This is a genomic window from Pseudomonas sp. NPDC098740, assembly GCF_044760065.1.
Lineage (GTDB): Bacteria > Pseudomonadota > Gammaproteobacteria > Pseudomonadales > Pseudomonadaceae > Aquipseudomonas > Aquipseudomonas rossensis.
Window position 1 is genome coordinate 17,511 of the sequence record NZ_JBIWAM010000027.1, and the last position, 12,725, is coordinate 30,235.

At 60.1% G+C, this 12,725-nt stretch carries 11 protein-coding genes and 4 pseudogenes; 7 read left to right on the top strand and 8 right to left on the bottom strand.

Features of this window, described 5'->3' with window-relative positions; genetic code table 11:
• Positions 1–66 precede the first annotated feature (66 nt).
• Both yedA and ACIQU2_RS24590 read left to right on the top strand, forming a co-directional pair.
• Positions 67–993, top strand: a complete 927-nt coding sequence (gene yedA, locus ACIQU2_RS24585) for a drug/metabolite exporter YedA (RefSeq protein WP_347803837.1) — start codon at positions 67–69, stop codon at positions 991–993.
• 78 nt (positions 994–1,071) lie between these two features.
• Positions 1,072–2,406 (top strand): DEAD/DEAH box helicase, encoded by a 1,335-nt coding sequence (locus tag ACIQU2_RS24590; RefSeq protein ID WP_403144555.1) that lies wholly within the window; start codon positions 1,072–1,074, stop codon positions 2,404–2,406.
• Positions 2,407–2,540: 134 nt separating this feature from the next.
• Here ACIQU2_RS24590 and ACIQU2_RS24595 read toward each other — a convergent pair whose 3' ends face one another.
• Positions 2,541–3,782, bottom strand: a complete 1,242-nt coding sequence (locus tag ACIQU2_RS24595; RefSeq protein WP_403144557.1) for a TIGR03862 family flavoprotein — start codon at positions 3,780–3,782, stop codon at positions 2,541–2,543.
• 271 nt (positions 3,783–4,053) lie between these two features.
• A complete protein-coding gene (locus ACIQU2_RS24600; protein ID WP_403144560.1) occupies positions 4,054–4,974 on the bottom strand; it encodes a histone deacetylase in 921 nt (306 codons plus the stop codon).
• Positions 4,975–5,061: 87 nt separating this feature from the next.
• Between ACIQU2_RS24600 and ACIQU2_RS24605 the strand changes: the two genes are divergently transcribed.
• The 3 genes from ACIQU2_RS24605 (at position 5,062) to ACIQU2_RS24615 (ending at position 7,194) form a co-directional block, all read left to right on the top strand.
• Positions 5,062–5,631, top strand: coding sequence for a GNAT family N-acetyltransferase (locus ACIQU2_RS24605; RefSeq protein WP_403144562.1), 570 nt, complete (start codon positions 5,062–5,064; stop codon positions 5,629–5,631).
• A 103-nt stretch (positions 5,632–5,734) separates the two neighbouring features.
• Positions 5,735–6,604 (top strand): acyl-CoA thioesterase II, encoded by an 870-nt coding sequence (gene tesB, locus ACIQU2_RS24610; RefSeq protein WP_008149206.1) that lies wholly within the window; start codon positions 5,735–5,737, stop codon positions 6,602–6,604.
• A complete protein-coding gene (locus ACIQU2_RS24615) occupies positions 6,601–7,194 on the top strand; it encodes an HAD family hydrolase (protein WP_403144564.1) in 594 nt (197 codons plus the stop codon). Before tesB ends, ACIQU2_RS24615 begins: the two co-directional genes overlap by 4 nt.
• A 20-nt stretch (positions 7,195–7,214) precedes the next feature.
• Here ACIQU2_RS24615 and ACIQU2_RS24620 read toward each other — a convergent pair whose 3' ends face one another.
• From ACIQU2_RS24620 to ACIQU2_RS24630, 3 genes and pseudogenes are all read right to left on the bottom strand, one after another.
• Positions 7,215–8,171, bottom strand: coding sequence for an alpha/beta hydrolase (locus ACIQU2_RS24620; RefSeq protein WP_403144566.1), 957 nt, complete (start codon positions 8,169–8,171; stop codon positions 7,215–7,217).
• The gene (locus tag ACIQU2_RS24625; protein WP_403144569.1) at positions 8,172–9,059 is read right to left on the bottom strand and encodes a neutral zinc metallopeptidase; all 888 of its coding nucleotides are present in this window, start codon (positions 9,057–9,059) and stop codon (positions 8,172–8,174) included.
• A 291-nt stretch (positions 9,060–9,350) separates the two neighbouring features.
• Positions 9,351–9,935 (bottom strand): annotated as a pseudogene (locus tag ACIQU2_RS24630) (FAD-binding protein); the annotation flags it as partial.
• A 9-nt stretch (positions 9,936–9,944) separates the two neighbouring features.
• Between ACIQU2_RS24630 and ACIQU2_RS24635 the strand changes: the two are divergent.
• Positions 9,945–10,088: pseudogene (locus ACIQU2_RS24635) on the top strand (hypothetical protein); the annotation flags it as partial.
• 102 nt (positions 10,089–10,190) lie between these two features.
• A complete protein-coding gene (locus ACIQU2_RS24640; RefSeq protein WP_403144572.1) occupies positions 10,191–10,868 on the top strand; it encodes a TetR family transcriptional regulator in 678 nt (225 codons plus the stop codon).
• 89 nt (positions 10,869–10,957) lie between these two features.
• Here ACIQU2_RS24640 and ACIQU2_RS24645 read toward each other — a convergent pair.
• The 3 genes and pseudogenes from ACIQU2_RS24645 to ACIQU2_RS24655 form a co-directional block, all read right to left on the bottom strand.
• Positions 10,958–11,353: pseudogene (locus ACIQU2_RS24645) on the bottom strand (shikimate dehydrogenase); the annotation flags it as partial.
• Positions 11,353–11,646 (bottom strand): annotated as a pseudogene (locus tag ACIQU2_RS24650) (type II 3-dehydroquinate dehydratase); the annotation flags it as partial. The pseudogenes ACIQU2_RS24650 and ACIQU2_RS24645, both read right to left, overlap by 1 nt.
• A gap of 140 nt (positions 11,647–11,786) precedes the next feature.
• Positions 11,787–12,698, bottom strand: a complete 912-nt coding sequence (locus ACIQU2_RS24655) for a LysR family transcriptional regulator (RefSeq protein WP_095130673.1) — start codon at positions 12,696–12,698, stop codon at positions 11,787–11,789.
• Positions 12,699–12,725: the final 27 nt, after the last annotated feature.

Here is a 12,725-nt window from a genome sequence, read left to right on the forward strand (position 1 = left end):
TAACTTATTTTGCGCCGCTGGCCTTTCTAGAATAGCTGTTCACTTGTCTTGCCTACGAGCTGCCCCATGCCTGGCTTACGTCGTTTTCCCTTACCGTTGATCGCTGCCTTTTTCGCGTTGTACGTGATTTGGGGCTCGACTTACCTGGTGATTCGCATCGGCGTGGAGTACTGGCCGCCGTTGCTGCTCGCCGGTATCCGCTTCGTGATCGCCGGGACGTTGATGTACGCGTTCCTGCGTTGGCGCGGGGCGCCGGCACCGACCTGGGAGCAGTGGAAAGCCGCCGGAATCATCGGGATTTTGCTGTTGGCGTGCGGTAACGGCGGGGTGAGCGTGGCCGAACACATGGGCGTCGCCTCGGGTGTGGCTGCGTTGGCGGTGGCGACAGTGCCGCTGTTTACCTTGCTCTGCGGGTATTTCTGGGGCGCGCGTAATACCCGTCTCGAATGGGCCGGGATTGTGCTCGGACTGATTGGCATTGCCATGCTCAACCTCGGTTCCAACCTGCAATCGAGTCCGTTGGGCGCCGCGTTACTGATTTTTGCGGCAGCGTCCTGGGCCTTCGGTTCGGTGTGGAGCAAGCATTTGCCGTTGCCACAGGGCGCGATGGCCAGTGCTGTGGAAATGCTGGTCGGCGGCGTGGCGTTGCTGATCGGCAGTGCGCTGAGTGGTGAGCATCTGGAAGCCATGCCGCCGATCGAAGGCTGGGCGGCCCTGGCCTACCTGACCTTCTTCGGCTCGATCATCGCTTTCAACGCTTATATGTATCTGTTGAAAAACGTGCGGCCGGCGGCGGCCACCAGTTATGCCTACGTCAACCCGGCGGTGGCGGTGTTGCTGGGGATCGTGTTTGTCGGCGAGACCATCGGGATCGAGGAAGCGCTGGCCATGTTGGTGATCATCAGCGCCGTGGTGTTGATCGGATTGCCGCAGTGGCGCCGGGCTCCGGAACGACCTGCTGCCGTGGTGCAGACAGAATCCCGTGTGAATTAGGGTAAACTGCGCGCCATTGCATCTCGTTTTGCACACTTGTTTTGAAAAACCCGCGCTGAATTTTCCTACGGTAATCCCATGACTTTCGCCTCCCTTGGCCTGATCGAACCCTTGCTGCGCTCTCTCGAGACGCTCGGCTACCAGACCCCGACGCCGGTTCAGGCGCAAGCCATTCCGGCGGTGCTGGCCGGTCGTGACCTGATGGCCGCCGCTCAGACCGGGACGGGCAAGACCGCCGGCTTCGCGCTGCCGCTCCTGCAATTGCTGGCCATGGAAGGGCCGAAAGTGGCGTCTAACTCGGTGCGCGCACTGATCCTGGTGCCGACCCGCGAATTGGCCGAACAGGTTCACGAAGCCGTGCGTCAGTACGCCGAGAATCTGCCGTTGAGCACTTACGCGGTGTACGGCGGCGTCAGCATCAACCCGCAAATGATGAAGCTGCGCAAGGGTGTTGACGTGCTGGTGGCGACGCCGGGTCGTTTGCTCGACCTGTATCGCCAGAAGGCCCTCAAGTTCAATCAGCTGCAAACCCTGATTCTGGACGAAGCCGATCGCATGCTTGATCTGGGTTTCTCCGAGGAACTGGGGAATATCTACCGCGTGCTGCCCAAGCAACGTCAGACGCTGCTGTTCTCCGCGACTTTCTCCGACGCTATCCGCTTGCTTGCTGGACAAATGCTCAACGATCCACTGAGCATCGAAGTCAGCCCGCGCAACGTGGCTGCCAACACCGTCAAGCAATGGGTGGTGACGGTAGACAAGAAGCGCAAGCCGGAGCTGTTCATCCATTTGCTGCGCAAGGGCAAGTGGAAGCAGGTGCTGGTGTTCGCCAAGACCCGCAATGGCGTGGACGCGCTGGTGGAAAAACTCCAGGGTCTGGGCATCAATGCCGACGGCATCCACGGCGACAAACCTCAGGCAACTCGCCAGCGCGCACTGGACCGTTTCAAGGCCAGTGAAGTGCAGATTCTTGTGGCCACCGACGTTGCGGCCCGTGGTCTGGATATCGAAGATTTGCCATTGGTGGTCAACTTCGACCTGCCGATCGTGGCGGAGGACTACATCCACCGGATCGGTCGTACCGGTCGCGCGGGTGCAACCGGGCAGGCGATTTCGTTGGTCTGCGCCGATGAAGTGAATCTGCTGTCGGCCATCGAGACGTTGACCCGTCAGACATTGCCTCGCCAGATGGAGCATGATTTCGAGCCTGAGCACCGGGTGCCGGATACCGATGTCAGCGGTCAGGTAGTCAAGAAGCCGAAAAAACCGAAGAAGCCGAAGACCTCCAGTGGCGGTAAACGCAATCTGGGTAAGTGGGTTGAGAGCGGTGATGCGTCGGCGCCGGAGCCTTCGATCAAACCTGTGCGGAAGGTGCCGGTGTTTAATACTGGGCCGCGTAAGCGTAAGCCTTAATATTCGCTGCGCCGGCTAGACCGCTATCGCGAGCAAGCTCGCTCCCACATTTGATCTGAGTCGTACGCAAAATCTACGGCGAATGAAGAACCAGTGTGGGAGCGAGCTTGCTCGCGATGGCCGCGCCTCAGTCCTCAGTCCTTGCGCTTCAACCACTCCACCATCCCCAACCCCGCCGCGCGCCCGCTGGCGAAACACGCGGTCAGCAAATAGCCCCCCGTCGGCGCTTCCCAATCCAGCATTTCCCCCGCGCAGAACACGCCGGGCAGTTGCTTGAGCATCAAACGCTCATCCATCGATTCGAACATCACGCCACCCGCGCTGCTGATGGCCTCGTCCAGTGGGCGGGTTTTCACCAGTGTCAGTGCAAGCGCCTTGATCGCTTTGGCCAGCAGCGCCGGATCAGCGAAGCTTTCGGCCGGAGTGAGTTCGCGCAGCAACGCCGCTTTCACACCATCGATCCCGAGCTGGCTGTGCAGATGTTTAGCCATGGAGCGTGAACCGCGTGGTTTGCTCAGCGCAGCCTGCACCTTATCCGCAGGCTTGCGCGGCAACAGGTCCAGGTGAATGGTTGCCGAGGCGTGCTGATTGATGGCTTCGCGGATCGGCGCCGACAAGGCGTAGATCAAACTGCCTTCAATCCCGGTTGCCGTGATCACACATTCCCCGAGCCGCGGCACGTCGTCATTGAGGCCAATGGCGATGTTTTTCAGCGGTGCGCCGGCGAATTTGCTGACCATCAACTCGCTCCAGGCCTGCACCTCGAAGCCGCAATTACTCGGTTGCAGCGGCGCGAGTCCTACGCGTTGTTGTTCCAGTGGCAGCATCCAGGCGCCGTCCGAGCCGAGCCGCGACCAGCTGCCGCCGCCGAGGGCCAGCAAGGTTGCGTCAGGCTTGATGGTTTTTTCGCCCTCGGGGCTGTCGATGCGCAATCCACCCCTGTCATCCCAGCCGAGCCAGCGGTGACGGGTGTGGATAACGACGCCGCTGTCTCGCAGACGTTTGAGCCATGCACGCAACAGGGGGGCGGCTTTCATGTCTGTAGGAAAGACTCGCCCGGAGCTGCCGACAAAGGTTTCGATGCCCAGGTCATGAATCCATTGGCACAGCGCATCGGCACCGAAGCCACGCAGCAGTGGCGCAATCTGCGGCGCGCGTTCGGCGTAGCGTGAGAGAAATGCCGGGTAGGCTTCGGAATGGGTGATGTTCATGCCACCCACGCCGGCCAGCAGGAATTTTCGCCCCACCGAAGGCATGCCGTCGTACAGATCAACCTTGATCCCGGCCTGGCTCAGCACTTCGGCCGCCATCAAACCGGCGGGGCCGCCACCGATGATGGCAACGTGAGGGGGGAGGGAAGTCGAGAGCTGAGTCATGGGAAGCGCTGCGGTATGGCGGAATGAAGCCGAGCATTCTATCAGCACCATTCCCTGTGGGAGCGAGCTTGCTCGCGATAGCGGTCTGACAGTCACTTCAATTGCTGGATGTGCCGCCGCCATCGCGAGCAAGCTCGCTCCCACATGGGCTCTGTTGTGTTTATAAGATAGTGATCAAAAAACAACCAGCGCTCTGTAGGCTACACAGCACATAGCCTGCAGGAGCTTTCACTCAGGTTATCCACAGGCATTGTGGGTAAAGACTCACACCTCATTGACAACCTGATGACTGCCAGACCCGTTGCGCACTGTGATGCAGGATTCCATGACGGCGCGCCAACGCCTTGCGGTCTTTGCTGTAGCCGCCGCCGATCACCCCGACCACCGGAATATCCCGGCCCAGGCAATGACGCATCACGCTTTCATCGCGAGCGGCGACGCCTTCGTCTGTCAGCTTCAGGTAGCCGAGCGCGTCATCTTTATGCACATCGACGCCGGCGTCATACAGCACCAGATCCGGTTGATAGAGCGGCAGCAAATAGTTGAGCGCATCGTCCACCACCTTCAGGTAATCGGCATCGCCCATGCCCTTGGGCAGTGGAATGTCCCAGTCACTTTCGGCTTTGCGTGCGGGAAAATTCTTCTCGCAGTGCAGGGAAACGGTCACAGCCTCCGGGGTGTTGTGCAGGATCCGTGCAGTCCCGTCGCCCTGATGCACATCGCAGTCGAAGATCAGTACCCGGTTCACACGGCCGCTTTCCAGCAAGAAATGGCTGATCACCGCCAGGTCATTGAAGATGCAGAACCCGGCAGGATGGTCGTAGTGAGCGTGATGGGTGCCGCCGGCCAAGTGACAGGCCAAACCATGTTCCAGCGCCTGCTCGGCCGCCAGCAGCGAGCCGCCAACCGCCCGCACCGTGCGCCGGGCCAGGGCTTCGCTCCACGGCAGCCCGAGGCGCCGCTGGTCTTCGCGGGACAACTCGCCGCCCATGTAACGTTCGATATACGCAGGGTCATGTGCGAGCGCGAGAATCTCTGGCGGGCAGAGGTCGGGGCGCAGCAGGTCGGCGTCGCGGGTCAGTCCGCTGTCCACCAGGTGATCGCGCAACAGGCGAAACTTGTCCATGGGGAAGCGGTGATCCGCCGGGAACTCGGGACTGTAGTCTTCGTGGTAGATCAGGGGCAGGGGCATGGCTGATTTATACAGGACGGTAGGTAGGAATGAGTGAAGGATCCTACCAGCGATGTAGACTTGCGGCATGGGAACGGGGGGGGCACGATGGAACCGATACTGGAACTCGAGAGCGCACGACTGCTGTTGCGGCAGTGGCGCGATGAGGATTTGCCGGAGTTTGCGGCGATGTGCGCCGATCCACAGGTGATGCGATATTTTCCGGCGCCCTTGAGTCGACTGGAAAGTGCTTCATTGATCGGACGGATTCGTGGCCATTTTGCCGAGCATGGCTTCGGTCTCTGGGCGCTGGAGCGCAAGGACACCGGGGCGTTCATCGGTTTTACCGGGCTCGCAGAGGTCGGCTTCGACGCGCGTTTTACCCCGGCCACCGAAATCGGCTGGCGCCTGGCCCGCGAGCACTGGGGCCTTGGCTACGCCAGTGAAGCGGCGTGGACCGCTCTGCGCTGCGGGTTTGACCGGTTGGCGCTGAAAGAAGTGGTGTCCTTCACCAGCGAAACCAACATGCCGTCGCAGAAAGTCATGCAGGCAATCGGCATGCACCATGATTCAGTCGATGATTTCGACCACCCGATGCTCGCCGCCGATCATCCCCTGCGTCACCATGCGCTGTACCGCATCACCCGTGAACAATGGCTGCAAACCTTGCATGGATAAGCCGGCACGGACGTTTACAATGGCGCCCATGGGCCCTGGCCAGAAATTGAATCGACCGTCGCAGCCAAGACTGCGCGGCATGCGTTGTGTGAGGAGAGTCTGAATGAGCCAAGTGTTGGATGATCTGGTTGACCTGCTGACCCTGGAACCGATCGAAGAAAACCTGTTCCGTGGCCGCAGCCAGGACCTGGGTTTTCGTCAGCTGTTCGGCGGTCAGGTGATCGGTCAGTCCCTGTCGGCGGCCAGTCAGACGGTCGAAGAAGCGCGCCACGTGCATTCGATGCACGGCTATTTCCTGCGTCCGGGCGATTCCGCGCTGCCTGTGGTTTATCAGGTTGATCGGGTGCGCGACGGTGGCAGTTTCAGCACGCGTCGGGTGACGGCGATCCAGAAGGGTAACCCGATTTTCACCTGCAGTGCGTCGTTCCAGTACGACGAAGAAGGGTTTCAGCACCAGGCCGAGATGCCGGTTGTGGTCGGCCCGGAAAACCTGCCGTCGGAGCTGGAACTCACTCAACAGCGCGCGCACCTGATTCCCGAGCACATGCGCGAAAAATTTCTGTGCCCGAAACCGATCGAGTTCCGACCGATCACCGAGAAAGATCCCTACAACCCGCAACCGTCCGATCCGATCAAATACGTCTGGTTTCGCGCCGACGGTGCCTTGGCCGACTCCCCGGCGCTGCATAAATACCTGCTGGCCTACGCCTCGGACTTCGGCCTGTTGACCACCTCGATGCAGCCCCATGGCAAATCGGTCTGGCAGAAAGACATGCAGGTTGCCAGCCTCGATCACGCGCTGTGGTTCCATCAGGATCTACGTGCCGATGATTGGTTGCTGTATGCGATGGACAGTCCTTGGGCGGGCAACTCGCGCGGTTTCTCCCGTGGCAGCGTGTTCAACCGCGCCGGGCAATTGGTGGCTTCGGTCACGCAGGAAGGCCTGATTCGCCACCGCAAGGATTGGGCATGAGCCTGGCCGAGGTGCGGCACTGGGTGTTCGACATGGACGGCACCCTGACGGTGGCCGTGCATGACTTCGCGGCGATCCGCGTGGCGTTGGCGATTCCTGCCGAAGACGACATCCTCACCCACCTCGCCGCGCTCCCGGCCGATGAAGCCGCAGCCAAACATGCGTGGTTGCTGGAACACGAGCGGGACCTGGCGCTGGGTTCGAAAGCGGCACCGGGTGCGGTAGAACTGGTGCGTGAGCTGGCCGGGCGCGGTTATCGCCTGGGCATTCTCACGCGCAATGCTCGCGAACTGGCGCACGTCACGCTGGAGGCGATCGGCCTGGCCGACTGTTTTGCGGTGGAAGATGTGCTGGGCCGTGATGAAGCACCGCCAAAACCGCATCCCGGTGGTTTGCTGAAGTTGGCCCAGGCCTGGAATGTCCCGGCCAGTGAGATGGTGATGGTCGGCGATTACCGCTTTGATCTGGATTGCGGTCGGGCGGCAGGGACGCGGACGGTGTTGGTGAACCTGCCGGATAATCCCTGGCCGGAATTGACGGATTGGCATGCCGCCGATTGCGTGGCGTTGCGGGAAATGTTGTCGGCTTGAGATTCAAAATCTTTTTGCTTTTATTGAAACAACGCTTTCTGCCCCTGCGGCGAGTTAAACATCCCATCCCCGTCATGCCCGACCCCGGGCACTTCAATCAGCTGCTGATTCAAACCTTGAGGATGCAGCCGCTTCAGATAAGCAAAATAATTGCGCCCGCGAGCCAATCGATTGGCTCCCTGAGCTTGGGCTTCACAGCTTTTATCCAGCGCCGGCTGCTTAGGGTCGCTGTCCTGCTGCCCGAGTAGATAAACGACATCGCGTTTGACGTAGTTTTCCTCCAGCTGCTTGGCGGTTTGCCCTTCGGCATAGGCGGGTAAATTTGCCAGCCCATATTTCCAGCGATTGAAATTCGGGCAACCGGCGTGTTTGAACGCCACCGGCCGTCGTTCATCGAAGTACGCATAAGACGACGGGTTGGCAATGACGTAACGCACCTGTATGTCGGCCGCCTTGAGCGCTGGCTGATCGTGGCCCAGCAACGCGTATCGCTGCACCACCTGAGCGCCGCCGGAGTGACCGGCAATGACAATTTGCTTCACGTCCGGAAACTGTTTCCGGTCGCCGATTCGGGCGATGATTTCGTCGAGCGCCGCGTAGGAACTCATGGAAAACGGAGCGGTGGATAAACCGCCCGCCATCCAGTCATTGCCCTGCCAGCGCAATACGCTGTCAGCCACGGGATGGGCCGCGACGTCGGTGTCATTGAGAAATTGCGGGGCGATCACCAAGGTACTCGCGGTTTGCCCGGCCTGTTCGGCCGCGTGCACGGCGCTCTGGCGATAGGTATCGGCATTGCGCAATCGACCATGGATGATGATCAGCACGCGTTCGATTTTCGTCGGCGCCGGGCCGATGCCCACCGCGATTTCACCTGAAGTCAACAGCAGGCGCCCGGGGCTGACGTCCTTGACCGCATGCTCGGCAGCCTGTGCGCTTGCGCAGGTGATCAGTAGAGCTAACAGCCACTTATTCATTTATAGATTTTTCGCTGCAAAGGTATCGCACTGGCCAACCTGGCCTTGCGCAAATCCGGTTTTGAACCAGCGCACCCTTTGCGCCGACGTACCATGAGTAAACGAGTCCGGGACGACACGCCCCTGACCTTGCTGCTGCAAACGGTCATCGCCGATGGCATTGGCGGCGTTCAAGGCTTCTTCGATGTCACCGGGTTCCAGCCAGTTCAGCCGTTTCTGCGCATTATTGGCCCAGACTCCGGCCAGGCAATCGGCCTGCAATTCCTGGCGTACCAGCAAACCACCGTCGCCTTCCATCTGCCGACCCTGTTGGCGGGCGGTCTGAATCTTCGCCGAAACACCGAGCAAGGTCTGCACATGGTGTCCGATTTCGTGAGCGATCACGTAGGCCTGAGCGAAGTCGCCAGCGGCGGAAAAACGTTGGGACATTTCCTGGAAGAAACTCATGTCCAGGTAGACCTTCTGGTCCGCCGGGCAATAGAACGGGCCCGTAGCCGAACTGGCCAGACCGCAGGCCGAGTTGACGCGGCCGCTGAACAGCACCAGGGTCGGGTCCTTATATTGACGACCGGCCTGCTGGAAAATCTGACCCCAGGTGTCTTCGGTATCGCCGAGGATCGAGCGCACGAACTCGGCTCCTTCATCAGTGGCCGGTGGCGCCTTGCGGGTTTGAGTCGGTGCCGGTGCCGATTGCTCGCTCATTTGTCCGGTCAGTTGCCCGAGGATTTGCATCGGGTCCTGGCCGGTGATCCAGCCGATCCCGACGATCAAGATAATCGCCGTCAGGCTCAGGCCCTTGCCGCCACCGAAGCGCATCCCGCCACCGCCGACACCACCACCACGGGCATCGACCACGTTGTCGCTGCGTCGGCCTTTTTTCCATAGCATGTGGGAACCCTCTGATTGTCCGTGGGATGAGTGTTGCTGCTGAGTGGGAGCGGCGCCAGTCCGGTCGTCCATCTTTTGTTGCGCACAGCAGCCTTCCCGGCAACCTGTGGTGGGTGGCCGGGAGTCTTCCTGACTCGTATTGAACACGGACAACCCATCTAATTCCTTCAGGCGACGGGTTTTTATCGAGCAGGCGACCGCCTGCGTCGAGGGAATTACCGGTCGAACGCATCCCACACCGGCGCAAAATCCGGATTGACCTGGCGTTCGCGTTTGTTCAAACCCTGTGCGTTAACGATGCGCTGCATGGTCGATCTCCTGTTCGTAAGCGCTAATACCGGCGATATGCCGCGCGGCGATGTAGCCGAAGGTCAGCGCCGGGCCAAGATTGATGCCGCCGGCGGGGTAGTGCCCGCCCATGATGCTGGCCATGTCACTGCCTGCTGCGTACAACCCGGTGATGGTTGCCGGTTTTCAGATAGCCGCTGCGGACAAAGGATGACAGCGGCACCGGAAACGGCCGAGAGATACCCAGACCATAACGCCGCTGAAAGCCATGAGTGCAGACCAGCCAGGAGGCGACCGCTTCGCCTTTCGGGGCGGCGGCGACCATGGCCGTCACATAGTCGTAGTAGCCGTTGGCTTCGTTGACAAAGCGCTGGCCGTTGCTCAACACGCCATGATCCCCGGTTTGCCGCGCTCGATGATGTGCGGGAAGTGGCAGAGGCTGCCGTCCTTGTGTGGTACTTGCGAAACCGGTGCCCAGGCCACGGGGGAGGCCATGTCGGTGTTGACTCGGGCGCCAGCGCTTTCACCCAGTCGCAAGCCATCGCCGGCTACTCCGAGGGGCGGCAGAAACCTGCGGCTTTCACCTGTCGACCAAATACCGAACCGTTCGAAGGACGCTTCTTCTTCGAGATCATCCAGCGCAAGAACGGTTACGCAAGTTACGGCGCAGCCAACGTCGCGGTGCGACTGGCGGCCATCGCCAAGTCTCGAAGCGGTGCCGTACGTCAGGCAAAGTTGTAGGAAAATCGTAAACACGGATACAAACCGCTGCCGCGCGGCTTCCTTCACTGTGCGGCGCGGCCCATAATCGCCAACCTGTGCAGTGATGGCCGTGAGCCCGCAATGACGATAACTTCAGAACTCTCCGCAGCGGCCGACGAACCGATTGTCGAGCCGCGCAAGAGTCGCAAGAACAACCCGGAAAAGACCCGCGAGAATATCCTTCAAGAGGCGATTGTCGAGTTCGTCCAGCAGGGGCTTTCCGGCGCTCGCGTCGATGCGATTGCCGAGCGCATCCACACCTCAAAACGCATGATCTATTACTACTTCGGCAGTAAGGAACAGCTCTACGTCGAGGTGCTGGAGAAACTCTACGGCGATATCCGCAGCACCGAAAACCGTCTGCACCTGGCCGAACTGGCGCCGGTGGAGGCGATTCGGCGGCTGGTGGAATTCACCTTCGATCACCATGATCACAATGTCGATTTTGTGCGTATCGTCAGCATCGAGAACATTCACAACGCTGAATACGTGAAGCGCTCCGATGCGATCAAGGCGATGAACAACACCATTCTCGATTCACTGGGCGAGATTTTACGTCGCGGTGCTGAAGAAGGTGTATTCCGATCCGGGCTCGAGCCGTTGGATGTGCATCTGCTGATCAGCTCGTTCTGCTTCTATCGCGTGTCGAACCGCCATACTTTCGGTGAGATCTTTCAGGTCGACTTGCCGGACGAAAGCATCAAGCAGCGTCATCGAGAGATGATTTGCGAGTCGGTTTTGCGGTATCTGGAGGCCTGATTCATTTTAAAAGATCGCAGCCTGCGCAGCTCCTACAGAATGTGCGCCATCCATTGTAGGAGCTGCCACAGGCTGCGATCTTTTGATGTTTAACCATTCATACTCTGAAAATGCTCGAGCATCCGTTGCGCATCCGGCACCACGCCGCTGAACAACTCAAACGCCTTCACCGCCTGAAACACGGCCATGTTGCCGCCATCCAGCGTTCGGCAACCCAACGCGCGGGCGTTGCGCAGCAGTTCGGTTTCCAGCGGGAAGTAAACGATCTCCGCCACCCATAACTCACCTCGAAGCAGCTCCACCGGCACTGGCATGCCCGGCAGTTTTTTCATGCCCATGGGGGTGGTGTTCACCAGACCGTCAGCCTGGGCCAGGGTGCTCGGCAAATCATGACCCGCCACCGCCCGGCCGACGCCGAAATGTTGATTGAGGTTGTCCGCCAGGCTCTGGGTGCGGCTTATCTCCACGTCGAAAATGTTCAGCAGAGCACCGGCAATTCGCTGGCGACCAGGGCATCGCGGATCGCGACCGAGGTGTGGGTCCAGGCGGCCGGGTTGATGACGATCTCGGCGCAACGGCCGCGGGCGGCGTGAATCCAGTCGAGCAGTTCGCCTTCATGATTGGTCTGGCGAAATTCCACCGCCAGGCCGAACTCTTCGGCGGCACGACCGCACAAGGCTGAGATGTCGGCCAGGGTTTCGTGACCGTAAGTCGCCGGTTCACGGGTGCCGAGCAGGTTCAGATTCGGACCGTTGAGCACCAGAACGATAGGGGGCATCGGAGTCTCTCCACTTATTATTTTTGGCATTGGCCGAGGGTTCAGCCTGTGGAGATAAATTGTACTAGCTGGTTAAATTGATCAATTGAAGAGCAGGTTCGCAGGGTTATTGTGTGCGGTGATCGGACGGTTTCGGCTTTTCAGCGAGGCAGATGCTCCACCAGAAAATCGATGAACGCCCTTAAACGCAACGGCATATGGCGAGTTTGCGGGTAGAGCAGGGTGAACGGTCGCGAGCGTCCGCCATAGGGCTTGAGCACTTCCACCAGCGAGCCATCGGCCAGTTCGTTTTCGACGATGAAGCGATAGGTCTGAAACAGTCCCGCGCCATGTTTGGCCAGGGTCACGCCGCCCAGCACATCGTCGGAACAACTGAGATTGCCCTCGGCCAGTATCTCCCGGTGCACGCCATTGTCGTTGAACAGCCAGGCAATCCGCCGACCGCTGCTGGGCAATTCGTACTGGATGCACTCGTGCTGTTTAAGATCATCCAGCGTTTGTGGAATGCCCGCGTGCTTGAGGTAGTCAGGACTGGCAATCATCACCAGCGCGGCGTCTTCCAACTGTCGGGCGATCAGGCCGGAGTCCGGAATCGCCCGCACGCGGATCGCCATGTCATAGCCTTCACCGACGAAATCGATGTTGCGATTGCTGATGTGCGACTCGACCTTCACCGCTGGAAAGCGTGCCCGAAAAGCCGGCAACAACGGCAGAATCCGGTGATGGGCATAGGTGGTGGGAATGCTGATGCGCAAGGTGCCGGAAGGCTGTTGCTGCTGACCCATGACCTCACGCTGGGCCTCGACCAATTGCGCCAGCGCCTGGCGACACTCCTCGTAATACCGCCGACCACTGTCGGTCAGTTTGACGCTGCGGGTGGTGCGGGCGAACAACCGCACGCCCAGGCGTTCCTCCATGCGCGACACCGAACGGCTCACGGCGGCGGGCGTCACGCCGGCCACCAGCGCGGCGGCGGTAAAACTGCCGGCTTCGGCCGCCAGACAAAACAGTTCGATGCTGCCCAGTTGGAGATCGTCGAATTGTCGCTGCATGATTGATTACACCGGGGATCAAATGAA

Coding starts and splice junctions, on each gene's coding strand:
- yedA (WP_347803837.1), top strand. CDS start 67: ATGCCTGGCTTACGTCGTTTTCCCTTACCGTTGATCGCTGCCTTTTTC.
- ACIQU2_RS24590 (WP_403144555.1), top strand. CDS start 1,072: ATGACTTTCGCCTCCCTTGGCCTGATCGAACCCTTGCTGCGCTCTCTC.
- ACIQU2_RS24595 (WP_403144557.1), bottom strand. CDS start 3,782: ATGACTCAGCTCTCGACTTCCCTCCCCCCTCACGTTGCCATCATCGGT.
- ACIQU2_RS24600 (WP_403144560.1), bottom strand. CDS start 4,974: ATGCCCCTGCCCCTGATCTACCACGAAGACTACAGTCCCGAGTTCCCG.
- ACIQU2_RS24605 (WP_403144562.1), top strand. CDS start 5,062: ATGGAACCGATACTGGAACTCGAGAGCGCACGACTGCTGTTGCGGCAG.
- tesB (WP_008149206.1), top strand. CDS start 5,735: ATGAGCCAAGTGTTGGATGATCTGGTTGACCTGCTGACCCTGGAACCG.
- ACIQU2_RS24615 (WP_403144564.1), top strand. CDS start 6,601: ATGAGCCTGGCCGAGGTGCGGCACTGGGTGTTCGACATGGACGGCACC.
- ACIQU2_RS24620 (WP_403144566.1), bottom strand. CDS start 8,171: ATGAATAAGTGGCTGTTAGCTCTACTGATCACCTGCGCAAGCGCACAG.
- ACIQU2_RS24625 (WP_403144569.1), bottom strand. CDS start 9,059: ATGCTATGGAAAAAAGGCCGACGCAGCGACAACGTGGTCGATGCCCGT.
- ACIQU2_RS24640 (WP_403144572.1), top strand. CDS start 10,191: ATGACGATAACTTCAGAACTCTCCGCAGCGGCCGACGAACCGATTGTC.
- ACIQU2_RS24655 (WP_095130673.1), bottom strand. CDS start 12,698: ATGCAGCGACAATTCGACGATCTCCAACTGGGCAGCATCGAACTGTTT.